This is a genomic window from Planotetraspora sp. A-T 1434 (genome assembly GCF_025420585.1).
GTDB lineage: Bacteria > Actinomycetota > Actinomycetes > Streptosporangiales > Streptosporangiaceae > JAOEGB01.
On sequence record NZ_JAOEGB010000015.1, the window covers coordinates 42,896 to 59,750 of the forward strand.

Genomic DNA, 16,855 nt, shown 5'->3' on the forward strand with positions numbered 1-16,855 from the left:
CACGGGTTCCCCGGATTCCCGCTCGACCTGGCTCTTCTCCATCCGTGACCATGCAAAGGGCATCTCGACCATGGACCGCCTCCTGATCGACCCGCACACCGCTCTGGCCGAGGGGGCGACGCTCGCCGCGCTGCTGCGCTGCTGCGCCCGCGAGGTGTGCGGCCCGCGCGGCCAGGTCTGGGCGGCCGAGCCGTACCTGATGCTGCGTGTCGCGGGGGCGCTCCTCCGCGTGCGCGCCCGCGGCGGGATCGCGCTGCGCTTCGACGGCCCGCCCGAATGGCTCGCGGACGGGTCCTGGCTGCCGCTGACCTCTGACCTGCTTCTCGAACTCGTAGAACGCGAACTCACCGAACACGGGCCCGCCGAACACGGACCGGCCGAACACAGGCTGGACGGCGTCGGCCAGGAGGCCAACGATGAGTTCGCGGCGCAGGTGGTCTCCAGCCGAGACGCGATCGCGACGATTCTCTCGGCCCGTGCCGAAGCCGCCGAAGACGCCGCACGGGCGTCCCGGCCACCACGGGATCCCTGGCTGGCGTCCGAGCAGGCCCTTGTGTACGGACATCCGTTCCATCCGTCCCCGAAGGCGCGGACCGGCTCCCAGTGGCCGCTGTACGCGCCCGAGACGCACGCCGAGTTCCCGCTGCGGCTGCTCGGCGTCCGGTCGGATCTGGTGGCCGGGCAGGGTGACGCCGGCGTGCTCGACCGGCTGGGCACGGCGCCGCCCGGCTACGCGCTCCTCCCGGCGCACCCGTGGCAGCTCGACCTGCTGGCCGGCGAGCTGCGCGAACCGCTCGGCGACGGGCGGCTGATCGATCTCGGGTACGGCTCCCGCCCGGTGATCCCCACCTCGTCGGTCCGGACGGTGTACGAGCCGGGCACGGGGAGCTGCCTGAAGTTCAGCCTGGACGTCCGGATCACGAACTGCGTCCGGAAGAACGCGTGGTACGAGTTGATCGGGGCGGTCGAGCTGACCGAGCGTCTGCGTCCGGCCTTCGAACGGCTGGCGGACGCCTTTCCCGGCACTCGATGGCTCCCCGAGCCCGGTTACCGTTCGGCGGCCCTCGGCACCCGGCGGCTAGAGGGGCTTGGAGTCATCGTCCGATCAGGCCCCTGGGCCGTGTGCGGCCCCGGCGTCACCCCCATCCTCGCGGCGGCGCTCGCGGCCCCGCCGTACGGCATGGCGGAGGAGGACGTGACGACGGCGGCCGGGGTGCCGGACGCCGTCCGCGCGCGCCGGGCCGGAGATCCGCTGACATGGTGGAGGGCCTACGTCGAGCGGGTCGCGCCTCCGGTGCTGGACGCCTACTTCACACATGGGGTGGTGCTCGAACCCCACGTGCAGAACGTCCTTGTCGGGGTCGACGACGACGGACTCCCCGTTGAGGCGATATTTCGTGATCTGGAGGGCACCAAGCTGGTAGCCGGCCGCCACGACTTGTCTGGATTGCCCGGACGGGTCGCCGAGGCGTTGACCTACGAGGCCGGACGGGGCTGGGACCGGGTCGTCTACTGCCTCGTGGTCAACCACCTCGCCGAGGTCGCGGCGACCGTCGCCGAGCCGGCCGCGAAACGCGCCTCGCTTCTTGATCGGCTGTGGGAGGTCGCGAGGGACGTGCTGGCGCGCTACGCCGACGAGCACGGCCGGCCGGTTCCCCTGGCCGGCCTGCTCGCCGGCGCACCCCTCCCCGCCAAGGCCAACCTCGGCGCGAGGTGGGCCCGTTCAGCGGACAGCGCGGCGGGATACGTCCCGGTCGCCAATCCCCTGGGGGGCTACTGGAGCTGGTAACCCTGGAAGTTGCGGATGAGCTGGTAGGTGTTCTGCAGGCCGCTGCTCTCGATGCTGCGGCAGATGCCCCACTTGGGATGCAGGTAGTTCTTGTCCCGCCACAGGTCGACGGCGGTGGTCCGCCCGCTCGCGACCACTGTGGAGCCGTCGCGCAGCGTCCAGGCCAGGTAGCCGCCGCTGTTGGACGCCTTGAACTCCCGGCCGCGAGCGCGCCCCCGCGTGCTGGACCGCTACACCGTCTCGCGGACGTAGTGGAAGGCGGGTTCGGGGTGCATCAGGAAGTCGTGGTGGGAGATGTTCCAGGCGTACGCCCCGGCCATCGCGAACTCGATCACGTCGCCCACTTCGAGGCGCACGGGCACGTCACGGGCGAGCACGTCCTTCGGCGTGCAGAGCTGGCCGACGATGGTGACGGGATCACCCGCGACCTGTCCGCGCCCCACCAACGGCTGGTCGTGGCCTTTGGTCGCCGGGGTCCGCAGGTGGTGGGTGCCCCCGGCGACGACCGCGAACAGCGCGCCGTGCACGCGCTTCACGTCGATCACCCGGGTGACGTACCGGCCGCAGTAGACCGTCAGCGCCCGTCCCGGCTCGATTCGGAGCACCTCGCCGGGACGGCGGAGCCTCGCCAGGCCCTCGCCGTACGACCGCCAGTCGAACAGCGCCTCCGGGTCGGCGTAGGACACCGCCATGCCCCCGCCGAGATTGATCTCGGTGACGCCCAGGCCCCTCGCGTAGTCGAGCACCACGGCGGCAAGCTCCAGCAGCCGCGGCGCCTCGAGCCCGCTGGCCAGGTGGGCGTGGACGCCGCGCAGCCGTACGACGTCCTGCCTCTCAAGCAGGCGGACGCACTCGGCGATCCCCTGCGGATCCATGCCGAACGGCGTCGCGCCGCCGCCCATGGCCAGGGAAGCCCCTTCGATCGGGACGTCCAGGTTGACCCGGAGCAGTACGTCGGCCGGGCGCCCGGACGCGAGCAGGCGGCGCAGCTCCGTGAGGCTCTCGATGTGCAGCCGGGTGACGTCCGCGAAGAGCTCGCCGTCCGTCTTGCCCGGCCCGCCGAGCGCGACCGCGACACCTGGGAACAGGCCCCGCACGTGCGCCAGCTCTCCTCCGGAGGAGACCTCGAAGCCGTCGACGTGCGGGGCCAGCGCCCGCAGCAGCTCCGGGTCGGGGTTGGCCTTGACCGCGTAGTAGAGCTCCACGTCGCCCAGGGCCTCCCGTACGGCCGCCGCGTGGGCGTCCAGACCCACCAGGTCGTACACGTAGGCGGGCAGGTCGGCGGCGTGAGCCGGCTCCCAGATGGGCGCTCGCGCGGGCGTCGTGACGGTCACGTCGTCGTCTCCGATCATGCTTTGGGGTCAGGTCTTTGCTTTCCGGGAGCAGAACTCCGCACCCGAGGCCCGGGTTCCCTCCACCTTGGCCGATTCGCCGCCGGTACGGCTCGCCTACCGGTTGCTGTTACGTTCCGTCGCGTCTCAGTGACAGCACGTACCATCGGACATGTAGGGAGCCCGAGAGGATGGCGGCGACATGGCGCTCACAAAGCCCACCCGGCACGGAAGGCACCAGCACACCCCCGCTCCGCGACCACCGGATATCGAGCCCGAGCCGCTCGACGAGGAGGACGAGATCCAGCAGCTCTGCCAGGAGCTCAACGACGCCGGCTACACCGCGGAGATCTCCTGGGGCCAGGTCGTCGTGAGCCCGAAGATCAACCGTAGCCAGTCGAACATCACCTTCCACCTGATGGACCAGCTCTTCGACTCCGCCAGGGCGAACGGCTGGTTCATTCACTCCAACTGGGGAGTGCATATCCCGCCATTTCCGGACATGAGGCTTCCTGACCTCATGGTCGCCCCCAAAGACGCCGAGCAGTACGACGACATGCACATCCTGGGTCACAGCGCTCTGCTGGTCGCCGAGGTCTGCTCTCGTGGCACGCGGTCCGTCGACTGGGACGAGAAGCCGCTGGAGTACGCCCGCGCCGGCGTGCCGCTTCTGCTCATCATCGACCCGGTGACAGATCCCGAGACGGTCACGCTCATGACGGAGCCGTTGAAGGATCTCACCGCGGACGACTTGCGGGAGCCGTACCAGCGGATCGTCATGGTCCAGGCCGGGGAGCCACTCTGGCTGCCGGCGCCGTTCAAGCTGAAGATAGACACGGCGGCCCTGTTCGAGTGACGGCAGCCGCGCTCTGTGACTTCTTCGGCCCCCCAGGCGGGGAAGATCGGCGTGCGGCCACCCCGATGTGCCGCCGGCTTGCGCCCGGCGGCACGAGCCCGGGTTCAGCCTTCCGGGATCTGGTGGATCAGGGCGGTGAGGCCGTCGGCGTCGAGGAGGTCGACGGGGCGGACGGTGTCGTTCGACCGGACGTAGTGGAACGCCGCCCCCACCTTCTCCAGCGGCACCCCGGCCAGGGCCGACCAGGCCATCCGGTAGGCCGCGAGCTGGATCGACGCGGTGTCGGCCGCGTTGCCGGTGGGCCGCTCGCCGGTCTTCCAGTCGACCACGACGTAGCCGTCGCCCTCACGGAAGACCGCGTCCATCCGGCCGCGCAGCAGCCGATCCGCGATCATCGTCTCGAACGGCACCTCGAGATCGACGGGCTCGAGCCCGGCCCATTCGCTCTCCTCGAACCGCTCCTGCAGCTCGGCGAGCTGCACATCGGCCTCCGAGAGCTCGTCTGAGGCCCCCGGCAGCTCGAGGTCGTCGATGAGCCGCTGCTGGCCCCAGCGTGACTCCAGCCAGCGGTGGAACGTCGTGCCCCTCCGGGCCAGCGGCGCGGGCTTCTTCGGCACCGGGCGCCGCACCTGCCGCGCGAACGCCGACGGATCGGTGGCCAGCGTCACGAGGGACGACACCGTGAGGCGCGCGGGCAGCTCCACGACGGCCCCGGCCCGATGCCGGTTGGCCTCGCGCTCCCTGAGCAGCAGGTCCGTGTCCCGCGCCCAGGCGCGCATCCGCTCCAGCTCCCAGTCCTTCAGGTCCGTACGGCTCTCGCCCCCCACAGCGCCGTCGGCGGAGCCGGCCGGCACAGCGACGCCGAAGCCGGCCGGCACAGCGTCGGCGAAGACGTCAACGGCGGCTCCGCCGGGGGCGCCGTCGAGCACCGCATCGTCGGTGAAGCCAGCCAGGGCGTCCTCGACCAGGCGGGCGCCGTCCAGCACGGACTCGCGCACCGACACCGACGGCCACAGCGCCTCGGGAGGATCGGCCAGAAGCGGGTTCTCCTCGCTCTCGCCCAGCTCCCACCTGGCGACCTGGGCGCCCGCGTCGCGGATCTCCGTGAGGAAGTCCGACGGCTCCAGTGCCTTGGACGCGGTCCCCCATCGGTAGCCCGAAGCGATCAGCAGATAGTGGGCCCTGGTCACGGCGACGTAGGCCAGCCGCCGTTCCTCCAGGAGATCGCGGTCGCGGCAGCGCTCGTCGAAGTCGGCCAGGGCCTCCTTGTCCAGCCCCGCCAGCACCGGCAGGTCGGCCTTGTCACCCCGAAGGGGATAGGGCAGCTTGCGTGGGTTCTCCGTCCAGCGCGAGTTCGTCACAGGGGTCGCGGGGAACACGCTGCCCTTGGCCAGGCCGCCCTTCTGGGTCGTGAGCTGGGAGAGGCCCGGCACGACGACGACCGGCCACTCCAGACCCTTGGACGCGTGGACCGTCATCAGCTTGACGCTGTTGGTGTCGCCGACCCGGCCGGCCTCCAGCCCGAACTCCTCCGTCTCGGCGGCCTTGAGGTAGGCCAGGAACGCGCCGAGCGTGGGGTCCTCCGAGTCGCCCGCGAACCGGGAGGCCGCGTCGGTGAACGCGTCGAGGTCGGCGCGGGCGGCGAGCGGGCTGCCGCCCCGGGCCGCCACCTCGACGTCGAGCCCGAGCCGCCGTTCGACCTCACTGATCAGATCCGGCAGGGGCTGCCCGGAGTGGGAGCGCAGCAGGCGCAATTCCAGGGCGAGCGCGGGCAGCCGCACACGGGCGAGCGGTGAGAATGCCTCCAGCCATTGGGGCCGATCCGGAAGCTCGTCGAGCGCGTCGACGAGGCTGCCGCGCTCTTCGGCCAAGTCGGCCACGACCTGTTCGAGGGGATCCTCTTCCTTCGGCCCTCGCCGGGTCTCCCTATTGAGCTCGCGGGCGTAGTCGCCCAGGATCTTCAGATCGGCCGGGCCGATCCGCCAGCGCGGTCCGGCGAGGAGACGCACCAGCGCGTCCCCGGCCGTCGGGTCGTACAGCGTCCGCAACGTCGCCACGATGTCGGCCACCTCGGGCACCGTGAGCAGGCCGCCGAGGCCCACCACCTCGACCGGGATGTCCCTGGCCTCCAGCGCCCGCCTCAGAGCCGGGAACTGCGACCTCTTGCGGGCGAGGATGGCCACGTCCTGCGGCTGGAGGGCATTTCCACGTTTGCCGCCACGCTCCCCTTCGCCCCAGGGCAGCCCGTCGGGAGCGCTGTCGAGGCCGAGCGTCCTCGCGACGCCCTCGGCGATCCACTCGGCCTCGTCCTCGGCCGTCTCGTGGAAGGCGCACACCACGCGCCCGCGCCCGGCCCGGTTGTCGCCGGGAACCAGCACCGGCACCTGCCGGGCCTCCCGCCGCAGCGGGCCCTGCAGCGCGGCGGCGACCCCCAGCACCCGCTCCCCGTTGCGGAAGCTCACCGAGAGCTGGCGCACGGGCGCCGGATCGCCCGCCGCCGTCGGGAAGTCCAGCGGGAACCGCGACAGGTTGCCCGCCGACGCGCCGCGCCAGCCGTAGATCGACTGGCAGGGGTCGCCTACGGCCGTGACGGGATGGCCGCCGCTGTAGAGAGCGCGGAGCAGCACGAGCTGGGCGTGGCTGGTGTCCTGATACTCGTCGAGCAGCACGACCGAGAACCGGGACCGCTCCGACACGCCCACCTCGGGGTGCCGGGAAGCGATCCGCGCGGCCAGGGCCATCTGGTCGCCGTAGTCGATGACCTCCCTGCTTCGCTTCAGCCGCTCGTACGCCTCGACCAGCGGGAGGAACTGTTCCCTGACGGCCTGGGTCTTGACCGGCTTCTGCTGGGCCAGGATGGTCCGTCCGGGGAGCGCGGCCAGGCGGTCCCGCAGCCAGTCGCCGACCTCGCGCACCTCCTCGGGGCCGCGCAGGTGCTCTGCCATCTCCCCGGCCAGCTCCAGGACGGCGGCGGTGACGCTCGGCGGCCCGAGGTCCACCTTGTCCATCGGGCCGTCGTACTGCCCCACGACCCGGGCCGCCATCTGCCAGGCGACGGCGGGCGTGACCAGCCGCATGGTCGGCTCCAGCCCCTCGCGGAGCGCGTGATCGGTGACCAGCCGGGCGGCGTACGCGTGATAGGTGGAGATGGTCGGCTCGGTGTCGAGCAGCTCGGCCTCGACCAGCCCGGCGGCGGCCAGCCCGGCCAGCCGCTTGCGCACGCGTTCAGCCAGCTCGGCGGCGGCCTTCCGGGTGAACGTCAGCCCGAGGATCTGCTCGGGCCGGGCGAGGCCGTTGGCCACCAGCCAGACGACCCGCCCCGCCATCGTCTCGCTCTTGCCCGATCCCGCTCCGGCCACGACGACGGCCGGCTCCAGCGGCGCCTTGATGACCGCCGCCTGCTCCGGCGTGGGCGGAAGGACGCCCAGCTTGCCGGCGAGGTCCAACGGGCTCAACGCGGGGCTCACCATGACACCCCCCGAGCACGGACGGCTCGGTCCGGCAGCCCGGGAAAGGATCGGTCCACGGGCACGCGGACGGCCCGCGGGGACCGCATGCATAGGTCCGCCGGTTGGCGCGGGATCAGCACACCTGGCCTCCGTTGTCGTTGACCGGGCAGGCTACCTTGGCCGCGCACGTGCGGCAGCCGTCGTTCACCTTCGCCACGAACACCTTCGCCGACATCCCGGCGGCGACGGTCTCGACGAGCTCCTGCGCCCATTCGGGCTCCGAGTCCTCGCCGAGCGCGCGCTGGGCCTGCTCCTTGGCCCCTCCGGAGGTGCCCGCCGCCTTGCCGACCTGGACGAGCGCCGCGCCTCCGGGCTCGACCAGGCCGTGCCGCTTGAACGCCCCGAGCAGCGTCGCGAGCTGATACACCCCGAGCTGCGGGTGCCGGTCGAGCTCGTCGTCCTTCGGCTTGGAGCTGCCGGTCTTGATGTCGATGATCACTGCCCGGCCGTCGCCGTCGCGCTCCACCCGGTCCACCCGGCCCTTGATGTGCACGCCGTCGGCGACCACCGCCGTGAACGCCTCCTCCAGCGCCACGAGCTCGCGCGGGTTCTCCTGGTGCCACCGTACGAACCGCTCGACCATCTGCTCGGCGACCTTGCGCTGCTTGCGGTTGAACCAGATGCCGCCGAAGTCGAGCTGGTCCCAGATGTCGTCGAGCCGCCGCCCCAGATCGGCGCCGTCCTCCGTGGCCAGGACGGCTATCGCGTGGATGACCGTGCCGAGGCTCTGGGTGACGCTGGTGCCGCCCGCGCCGACCGCCGTCTCCAGCACCCAGCGGAGCCCGCACTTAGTGAAGCTTTCCACGGCCGAGGGGGAGATCCGCACGATGTCGTCGGGCCAGCCGAGGGGCCGGTCGTCGGAGATGGGCGTCATGGCGTACCACTCGCGCGGGCTGGCGCCGGGCACTCCGGCCCTGGCGAGCCGGGCGAGGTGGCCGGCCGCCTCGCGGCGCAGAGACTCGGGCCTGGTCGTGTCACACACGGCCGACCGCAGGTCCGCCACGAGAGCGGGCATGCTGAGCCACCGCGCCCGGTCGTCCACGGTGGCCTCCTCGACCCCACCGGGCAGCAGCTCGGTGAGGAACCGCGACGGCCGCTCGTCGGTGTCCTCGCCGCCGACGGCGGTCACCACCAGCCTGCGGCGGGCCCGGGTCGCGGCGACGTAGAACAGCCGCCGCTCCTCGGCCAGGAGCTTGGACGCCAGCGCGGCCGTCGCCACCTGCGTCGTGTCCAGCGCCGTCCCCGCGGAGAGCTCGACGAGGGCCTCCGCGCCGAGCAGCGATCCCCGCAGCCGCAGGTCGGGCCAGACGCCCTCCTGGACGCCGGCGACCACGACGACGTCCCACTCCAGGCCCTTGGACCGGTGCGCCGTCAGAATCCGTACGGCGTCGCCCTCGGGCGCGTGCTCCGCGAGGGAGTCGCCCGCGATCTCCTGGGAGGTCAGGTCGTCGAGGAAGACCTCCACGCCCGCCTTGGGCAGCCGGTCGGCGAAGCGGGCCGCGTGGTCGAACAGCGCCACGACCCCGTCCATGTCCCGGTCGGCCTGCGCTCCCCTGGACCCCCCGGACAGACTGGCGTCGGCCCACCGCTCGGCCAGGCCGCTGGCCTGCCAGATCTCCCATAGCACGTCCTCGGCCCCACGGCCGTGCCGTACGGCGTGGCGGGCGAGCTTCAGGAGCCGGGCCACCCGCTCCGCGGGAGCGGCCACGTGCGGCTCGACGGGGATGAGCTCGCGGGCGTCCCGGAGCGCGGCGACCAGCATCTCGTCGGACGACCGCGGAGTGAACGGCAGGACCGGCTGCGCCTGCTCCACCCGGCCCGGCGGATCCGGCCGGCTCGCCGGGCCGGCCGCCTCCGCGGCGTTCGACGCGGACGCGGCCTCGTGTTCGGCGATCCGGAGCGCGCGGCGCAGGCGGCGCACTCCGATCATGTCCGTGCCGCCCAGCGGGCCGGTCAGCAGCTCCTCCGCCGTCGGGACGTCGAGGGTGGACGGCCGGGCGGCGACCTTGAGCAGGGTGATCAGCGGACGAACGCCGGGCTCCTGCACCAGCGGCACCTCGTCGCCCGCGACCACGACCGGCACCCCCGCCGTGATGAGGGCCCTCCGGAGCAGGGGCAGCTGCCGAGTGGCGCTGCGCACCAGCACGGCCATCCGCGACCAGGGCACGCCGTCGAGCAGGTGGGCCCGGCGCAGGGTGTCCGCCACGACGGCGGCCTCCTGGCTCTCGCTGTCGGCCAGCAGCACCCTGACCTCGCCCGGTTCGGCGTCATCGGCCGGCACCAGATCCCGGTGTCCGCCGCGCGCCGACCGGCCCCCGCCGCCCGGGGAAGGAGCCACGGGCAGGCGGGACGCGACGCGGCGGGAGGCCTCCAGCAGCTCGGGGCCGCTGCGGCGGCAGACGCGCAGGGCGACGACCGGGGCCTCCTGCCCGTCCAGCGTCCGGAACCTGTCGGGAAACCGCAGGATCCCCTGCACGTCCGCGCCGCGGAAGCCGTAGATCGACTGGTCGGGGTCCCCCACGGCGATCAGGTCGCGGCCCTCCCCCGCGAGCTGCTGGAGCAGGAACTCCTGGGCCGGGTCCGTGTCCTGGTACTCGTCCACGAGGACGACGTCGTAGGCGTCCCGCTCGCGCCGCCGTATGTCGCCGTCGGTCAGCAGCCCGGCGGCCTCGCGGATCAGCTCGGCGTAGTCGAGCGAGGGCACCGGGTCGAGGTCGAAGCGGTCCTGGTAGCGGCCGGAGAACAGCCCGGCGGCCTCCCAGTCGGGCCGGCCGTGCTCACGGCCGAGATGGACGAGCGCCTCGCCGTCCAGCCCGCGCTCGGCCGCCCGGGACAGGAAGTCGCGCAGTTCCTCGGCGAACCCGCGCGTCTTCAGCACCTCGCGCATCCGGTCGGGCCAGTGCCGCGCGCCGTCCTCCAGCTCGCCGTGGAGGAGCCGCCTGATCTCCAGAAGCTGTTCGGGGCCGGTCAGCAGCCTGGGCGGCGGCTCTCCCGCCTGTACGGCCTCGCGGCGCAGCAGCGCGTACGCGTAGCTGTGGAAGGTGAGGGCGAGGGGCGTCCTGGTGGTCCGGCGCATCCGGCCCGTGATGCGCTCACGCAGCTCGCCCGCGGCCTTGCGGCTGAAGGTGAGCACGAGGACCCGCTCCGGGTCGACGCCGCGCCGCTCGATCCGGTCGACCACGGTCTCCACGATCGTGGTGGTCTTGCCCGTGCCGGGTCCGGCGAGCACGAGCAGCGGACCGCCGTCGTGCTCGACGACGGCGCGTTGGTGCTCGTCCAGCACGGGAACGGCACGCCGTCCCACGCCGCCCCGGCGCACCAGCCGGTAGTTCTGACCACTCACAACTCAGAATTCCACCAGAACCCTGGGGTAGATCGTGCCCGAATGACCAGTACAGCGTGATGTGGTCTCAGCCAACGGCACGACACGCCGGGCCATCACCAGCGGATCTGGGGCAAATCCAGTCGATCCGATGGCACGGCTCAGGATGAGAAGACGTGGTCCACCAGGCGTGCCGCGGCCTTGCCGTTGTCGTGGGGGGCGTAGGTCCGGGCGAACGCGGCGTAGCGGTCGGCCAGCTTCGCCGCGACCGTGTCGATCGTCCGCAGGACCTCGACCACCTCGGCCGAGGTCTCCAGCCGCGGGCCGGGCCGCTGCGACTCCAGATCGAGATACAGCCCGCGGGTGGAGCGGTATTTCCCGAGGTCCGGAGTGAACAGCACGACCGGCCGTCCCGTCGCCACGAAGTCGAACATCGACGAGGAATAGTCGGTGACCAGCACGTCGGCGATCAGCAGCAGGTCGGCCATGTCTGGATATGTCGTCACGTCGATGGCGAAGCTCTCATGGGGCAACACGTGCGGAAACGCCTGCATGGCGTGGCCACGCACCAGCACGACGTGATCCTCGCCGAGGACCCGCTTGGCGTCCACCAGGTCGAGCCGGACCGAGGCGTTCCTGCGGTCGTAGTCGCGGAAGGTCGGCGCGTAGAGGACGACGCGCTTGCCCTCCGGAACGCCGACGCGCCGCCTGATCTCGGCGGCCGCCGGCCCGCGCTCGGCCGCGGCCAGCACGTCGTTGCGGGGATAGCCGAACTCCAGGATCTGCCCCTCGTAGCCGAACGCCTTCCGCAGCACGTCGGAGGACCAGGCGCTCTGGGAGAGCAGCACGTCCCAGCCGCGCACCTCGGCGGCCTGCCGGTGCCAGACGGGCGGCCGCGGCTCCCGCTTCATGTGCGCCTGGTCGCGCCCGATGTGCTTGGCCGGAGTGCCGTGCCAGGTCTGCACGCAGACCTGGTCGTCCCGGGTGCGGAACCACGCCGGGAGGAAGCCGTTGGTCACGACGTAGCGCGAGCGGGCGAGCGCCTCGTAGTGCTCGCGGCTGCCGTCGCGGACGACCGTCGGGACGATGCCGTCGTCGAGGCCGAGCTCCCGCGAGCCCGGCGGCACGAAGGCTCCGTCGCGGACGACCCAGATGTGCTCGCCCTCGTCGCCGCGCCGCAGGCGCTCCTCGTAGATCGCACGCGGATTGTCGGAGTAGGACCGGCCGTCGAAGGAGGCGTAGACGGTTGCCTCGCGCAGCGGACGGGCCCGCTCCGCCGGGTAGAAGGTGCGGCTGAGCGCCCAGACGCCCGCCGCGCTCCGCTCGTCGCCGGGCCGGTCCTCGGCCGCCACTAGCACGGGCACGTCGAACCGGGTGGCGACGAACCGGTACACCCGGCCCGAGACCGTCCGGGGGCTCTCGTCGAGCCCGTCGAGCGCGGCGTGGTCGAACCGGACCGGCACCATGGCCGGGCCGTACCGATCCGGAGGAGCCACGGACAGGTTCCAGGTGCCCTCCGCGAGCGGCACGCTCGACCCGAAACGCGGCATCGCGCCGGGCGAGAGCCGTACGGAGAACCGGTCGCCGTCGCGCTCGGCGGGCACGCGGATCGTGAGCCCGCCGCGGTGCCGCAGCACGAGGTCGCGCGGCCCGGGGTCGGCGTCGGGGTACCGCCCGGAGAGCGTCAGGGAGTCGTCGCGCCACTCCGCCGAGGTGATGACCGGCAGGATCTTGTGGCCGGAGATCACCACCCGGTCGCGGCGGTCGCCCTGGACGGTGATCTCGCGGTCGCCGACGATCAGCCGGGTCTCGTCGGCGCCCTCCAGCATCACCGCCGCGGCGGGGTCGCCCTTGGGCTCGACCCACAGCCGCCGCGCGTCCCAGGTCAGCATGGTCTGTACGGCGACGGCCAGCGAGAAGCGGGTGCCACCGTCGGCCGGGGTGAAGTCCGCCGACATGCGGTGGCCGCCCACCCGGGCCTTCCCCCTGGTGACGGGCCTGCCGGGGATGAATCCGGTCAGCTCGACCATGGGGCCGTCCAGCCGGACCCCGGTCAGCTCGGCCCGGGTCGGCTGGAGCACCACCTGGAGGGCCTTGTCGGAGGTCCACACAGGACGCACCCACCACCGCGACCGGACCCGCAGCCCGGCCGGGCGCTCCGTGCGGCCGATCGCCGGACCCCGGAGGGGACCCCTGGCCCGCGCGGCACGGCTCCAGATGACGATCTCGGCCCGCCAGGTCGTGGTGTCCTGGACGGAGTGGCGGCGCCGGAGCAGCCGCTTCCCTCCGCGCACGACGGCCCGCAGCCCGGCGCGCCAGCGCAGCGAGAGCGGGTTCAGCTCGGCGGTGAACCCGGCCCAGTCGTAGTTGCAGCCCGGCTCCTTGGCGGCGTGCGTCGCCTCGGGCCGATAGATTCGCTTGGTCTTGAGCGTCACCGGGGGCAGCCACCGGGGGCCGCGCAGCACGACCGTGGCGCGGTTGAAGCGGCCGCTCCGGACGGACAGCCCGGCGAGGTAGGCATGGCCCGTGATCCGCAGGCGGCCGTCCGCCCACGTGATGTCGTCGATCTGGGTGACCGGCACGAGGTCGGCCGCCCGGAGGCGCAGCAGCTCGGGCTCGACCTCCACCGGCAGGTCGGCATACCACCGCAGGCCCTTGCGCACCCGGCGGGACGGCTCCGCGGCGGCGGCGGCCAGCTTGGCCAGCACGTCGCTCTCGGCGAGCTCCTCGGGATCACGGGTCTCGATCAGGTGGAAGGCGACCCGGCGGCCGACCGGAAGGTCGCGCTTGACCTTGGGATCCACTTCCGCGAGATACGGCCGGAGGGAGTCGATCGCCTGACGGCGCCGTGCGGGGCCGCGCTTGGCCGCCGCGTCGAGCCGCAGCCCGAGCGATCCGGCGAGCGCCTCCCGATCGACCTCGCGGCGCTCCACCCCGGTCAGGCCGCCTTCACGGACCAGTGCGACCAGGGCTTCGATGGGCTCGCCCCGGTCATAAAGCTCCTGGACAGCCCGCAATCGGTCGGCGACGGCGTCGCTCGTGCGTGCGGGTGTCATAAGGGAGGCACCACCCTTCGGAGACCGGTGTTCTAGAAATGGTAATGCCGGTCATGGAGTCCGCCCGTCCCATCGAGCCGCACGCATGTCCGCCCGGCCCCTTTTTACGGGAGTTCCTTCCTGACGCCACCTGGCGAGACACTCGGATTCCAGGCCCGGCGCGGGGCTTCCGTCGGCCCGGATCACCCGCCACCATGGCACGCCGCCGCCCCACAGGGACATCACCCGGCCGACCTGCCGGGGGCCGCCCTCACCGAGGTACTCCGCCACGTCCCCGTAGGACATGACCCTGCCCGGCGGGATGCGCTCGACCACGCCGAGCACCCGCTCGGCGTACGGCGTCGGCTCGCGATGGGCGCGCTGCCCCATTCAGGCGTGCCCATCCGGGACGTGGCGCTCGGATCCGCGAGCGAACGGCGTGGCTCTCAGGTGCTCCACTCGGAGGGCCCGGCCGCGATGATCTCTTCCAGCTTGCCGAACTCGTAGCTCGCCGAGCCGTGTATCTGCTCGACGACGCCGTTCCTGATCCCGTAGGCCTCGCCGTCCTCGCCGACCAGCCGGGCGCCCATCCGGTCGGTGAGGCGCGCGAGCTGAGCCACCTGCCAGTCCGATCCCGGCTGACCGATCAGCCGTCCCGACCAGGTCGCGACGTGGTGCACGGAGTCGCCGTGCCGCGCGACAACCTCGCCGGCCTCGTGCGACCCGCGCAGCTCGAATCCGGCCTCCGCCGAAACCACGCTCGCGAGTTCGGCGTAGGCGAGCGGTGCTTCCCGCTCTACGCGCAGCTCGTACCCCATGAGGCGGGACCTTAGCGAAACTTGACCCCGTCCTGTCACAGGAAACCGGAACATCCCAGGGACCGCAGCCGAAACGCGGCCAAATGGCGGCCAACATGTGATCACCGTCGGCTGAGCGCCACGGCGCCGGCGGCGAAGCCGCCCAGGCCGAGGACGACGGCGATCGCGTAGATCCAGAGCCTAACCGGATCCGGGCCGGGGCGCGCGGGTCCCTCGGAAACCGGCCCCTTCCCGAAATGCAGATCGTCCCGCACCGGGACCGTGCGGCTGTAGCCCGCCAACTCCGCCGCCTTTGTCAGAGCCGCCGCCGCGTCCACCACTCCGAATCCCACTTTGTCGTCATAACCGGCACGCGGGCGCGGGCGAGATGTCGAAGTAAGAGCCCGCGAGATGAGTTCCGGCGCCATATCCGGATATTTCGCTTTTATCAGTGCGGCGATTCCCGCGACGAGCGCAGTGGACACCGGCGTCCCCGATATCGTGCCGTGCGAGCCGCCCGCCAACGCCACGGGCACGTCGACTCCCGGCGCGGCGACCAGGACCGAGAGGTTGTCGCTGCTCCACGCCGCCTTCCGGCCCTGCCGGTCGGCCGCCGCCACGCCCACGACCCCCGGATAGCCCGCGGGGAACCTCCAGTAGGAGGTCCCCGTCCGCTGGGCGTACTCCGACTGGCCGCCGTCCCCCACCGAGGCGACCAGGACGACCCCGCGCGACAGCGCGTAGGAGATCGCCTCGCGGTCCGTCCGGTCCACGCCGTAGTCCGAGATCGGCAGGCAGATCACCGTCGCTCCGTGGTTGGCGGCGTACCGGATGCCGCGCGCCACCGGCCGGTCCTGCGGCACGCCGGTCTCGGCCTCCGGCTCGAGGAAGTTCCCGTCGGGTTTCGGCTCGGCCACCGGGATGGACATCACCCGCGCGCCGGGAGCGACGCCCGCGATCCCGCCGTCGCGCCCGCTGCCGGCGACCAGCGAGGCCAGGGCGGTCTCGGCGTCGCCCGGCACCAGGCCCCCGAAGACCCTGCCGGTCATGTCCGGGCCGTAGAGGACCTTGTCCTTCAGCTCGGGAATGCCGCCGTCGGGCCGGGCGGCGCCGAGCACGGCGACGGTCACGCCCTCGCCCCGGGTGACCTTCCACGCCTTCTCCGCGTTGACCGCGTCGAGCGCCCAGCGTTCCCCGGCGGGCTCCGCCAACGCCGGGCCGGCCAGCGCGGGACCCGCCAGCGCCGGGCCGGCCAGCGCGGGACCGGCCAGCGCGGCGCTCAAAGCGATACTCAGGGCGATCGGCCTCAGCACACGTTCCCCTGGGTGCAGCGCGGGACGTCGGGCGGCTCGCCCAGGGATCGCGCGATGCGCCCCGCGACAGACTCCGCGACCGGCCACATCTCGCTGTTCAGCAGTTCCTCCTGCGCGACGGAGTCGCGGGTCCTCCCGTCGGCGTAGCCCACGGTCGAGAAGACGATGTACGGCCCGGCGCCCACCCAGGCGGTCCGCTGCCGCTGTGCCGCGCCGAACATGTCCGTCACCGTGCCGGGGAAGGCGACCGGCCGCACGCCCACGCGGTCGTCGACGGGGAGCTTCGCGGCGGCCCCCATCCGCGCCTCCTCGTCCTTGAGGACGGCGACCCCGACCGTGATGGCGAATGTCGAGGTCTGATCGACGTAGGTGGCCCGGAGCATCGTGCGGCAGCCCTGCTCGCGGAGGGCGGAGGCGACCGGGGAGTCGACCGTGGCCGCGCACGCCGCCTCGGGAGCGACGCCGACCCGCCGGGCGTACTGCTGGGCCCGGGCGAGGCCGGTGTACTGGACCTCCTCGGGAAAGACCATGCCGACCGGCCACGCGTGCCACCTGCGGGCCACGTCCTCCGCGACGTACTTGGCCCGCTCGGCGTCGGTGAGCGGCCGGGACCGGGTCTCCTGGAGCAGCCCGATCGACCCGAGAAGCACGTTGGCCGCCGCGACGGCCAGCACCACGCCCATCACCGTCAGGAAAATCGACCGGAACCGGATGCCGCGCTCCAGTTCCGCCCGCTCCCGCGCCGCCTGCGCGGCCGCCGCCCGGCCGCGTGACGCGGGCCAGGGGCGCGCCCGAGGGCGGCCGGAGGACGAGCCGAGAGGCAGTCCCCGCCGGCCACCGGGCGGTGTCCCCGGCCTCCCCGGTGTTCCCGGTGTCCTGGGCTGCTCGGGCGGCATACCCCGA

11 protein-coding genes are annotated in these 16,855 nt (G+C 72.7%); 2 read left to right on the forward strand and 9 right to left on the reverse strand.

The window, feature by feature from the left end; translation table 11 throughout:
* Window positions 1-70 precede the first annotated feature (70 nt).
* Entirely contained in the window at window positions 71-1,789 is a 1,719-nt protein-coding gene (locus N5079_RS20300; RefSeq protein ID WP_261585517.1) for an IucA/IucC family protein, read from the forward strand.
* Here the strand turns inward: N5079_RS20300 and N5079_RS20305 are convergent.
* Window positions 1,774-1,926, reverse strand: coding sequence for a hypothetical protein (locus N5079_RS20305; protein ID WP_261585518.1), 153 nt, complete (start codon window positions 1,924-1,926; stop codon window positions 1,774-1,776). The genes N5079_RS20300 and N5079_RS20305 overlap by 16 nt on opposite strands.
* A gap of 93 nt (window positions 1,927-2,019) precedes the next feature.
* Window positions 2,020-3,141: an alanine racemase gene (locus N5079_RS20310; RefSeq protein WP_261585519.1), complete on the reverse strand. Its 1,122-nt coding sequence runs from the start codon at window positions 3,139-3,141 to the stop codon at window positions 2,020-2,022.
* 181 nt (window positions 3,142-3,322) lie between these two features.
* Here N5079_RS20310 and N5079_RS20315 point away from each other — a divergent pair, with 181 nt between their 5' ends.
* A complete protein-coding gene (locus tag N5079_RS20315) occupies window positions 3,323-3,976 on the forward strand; it encodes a Uma2 family endonuclease (RefSeq protein ID WP_261585520.1) in 654 nt (217 codons plus the stop codon).
* Between the two features lie 104 nt (window positions 3,977-4,080).
* On the opposite strand, the gene N5079_RS20320 is transcribed toward N5079_RS20315, so the two are convergent.
* From N5079_RS20320 to N5079_RS20350, 7 genes are all read right to left on the reverse strand, one after another.
* On the reverse strand, window positions 4,081-7,446 hold the full coding sequence (locus N5079_RS20320; protein ID WP_261585521.1) for an ATP-dependent helicase: 3,366 nt from the start codon (window positions 7,444-7,446) through the stop codon (window positions 4,081-4,083).
* Window positions 7,447-7,558: 112 nt separating this feature from the next.
* Window positions 7,559-10,828: an ATP-dependent helicase gene (locus tag N5079_RS20325; RefSeq protein WP_261585522.1), complete on the reverse strand. Its 3,270-nt coding sequence runs from the start codon at window positions 10,826-10,828 to the stop codon at window positions 7,559-7,561.
* A gap of 140 nt (window positions 10,829-10,968) precedes the next feature.
* Window positions 10,969-13,863 carry a CDP-glycerol glycerophosphotransferase family protein gene (locus N5079_RS20330; RefSeq protein ID WP_261585523.1) on the reverse strand — a complete coding sequence of 965 codons (2,895 nt, stop codon included), beginning with the start codon at window positions 13,861-13,863 and terminating at the stop codon, window positions 10,969-10,971.
* A gap of 51 nt (window positions 13,864-13,914) precedes the next feature.
* A complete protein-coding gene (locus N5079_RS20335) occupies window positions 13,915-14,232 on the reverse strand; it encodes an MGMT family protein (RefSeq protein WP_261585524.1) in 318 nt (105 codons plus the stop codon).
* 56 nt (window positions 14,233-14,288) lie between these two features.
* Window positions 14,289-14,660 carry a hypothetical protein gene (locus tag N5079_RS20340; RefSeq protein ID WP_261585525.1) on the reverse strand — a complete coding sequence of 124 codons (372 nt, stop codon included), beginning with the start codon at window positions 14,658-14,660 and terminating at the stop codon, window positions 14,289-14,291.
* Between the two features lie 101 nt (window positions 14,661-14,761).
* The gene (locus N5079_RS20345) at window positions 14,762-15,952 is read right to left on the reverse strand and encodes a S8 family serine peptidase (protein ID WP_261585526.1); all 1,191 of its coding nucleotides are present in this window, start codon (window positions 15,950-15,952) and stop codon (window positions 14,762-14,764) included.
* Window positions 15,946-16,848, reverse strand: coding sequence for a hypothetical protein (locus tag N5079_RS20350; RefSeq protein WP_261585527.1), 903 nt, complete (start codon window positions 16,846-16,848; stop codon window positions 15,946-15,948). The genes N5079_RS20345 and N5079_RS20350 overlap by 7 nt, the downstream gene beginning before the upstream one ends.
* Window positions 16,849-16,855 lie beyond the last annotated feature (7 nt).

Excerpts from the sequence above, each read along its gene's own strand:
- N5079_RS20300 (WP_261585517.1), top strand. The coding sequence starts at position 71 with ATGGACCGCCTCCTGATCGACCCGCACACCGCTCTGGCCGAGGGGGCG.
- N5079_RS20310 (WP_261585519.1), bottom strand. The coding sequence starts at position 3,141 with ATGATCGGAGACGACGACGTGACCGTCACGACGCCCGCGCGAGCGCCC.
- N5079_RS20315 (WP_261585520.1), top strand. The coding sequence starts at position 3,323 with ATGGCGCTCACAAAGCCCACCCGGCACGGAAGGCACCAGCACACCCCC.
- N5079_RS20320 (WP_261585521.1), bottom strand. The coding sequence starts at position 7,446 with ATGGTGAGCCCCGCGTTGAGCCCGTTGGACCTCGCCGGCAAGCTGGGC.
- N5079_RS20330 (WP_261585523.1), bottom strand. The coding sequence starts at position 13,863 with ATGACACCCGCACGCACGAGCGACGCCGTCGCCGACCGATTGCGGGCT.
- N5079_RS20335 (WP_261585524.1), bottom strand. The coding sequence starts at position 14,232 with ATGGGGCAGCGCGCCCATCGCGAGCCGACGCCGTACGCCGAGCGGGTG.
- N5079_RS20340 (WP_261585525.1), bottom strand. The coding sequence starts at position 14,660 with ATGGGGTACGAGCTGCGCGTAGAGCGGGAAGCACCGCTCGCCTACGCC.
- N5079_RS20350 (WP_261585527.1), bottom strand. The coding sequence starts at position 16,848 with ATGCCGCCCGAGCAGCCCAGGACACCGGGAACACCGGGGAGGCCGGGG.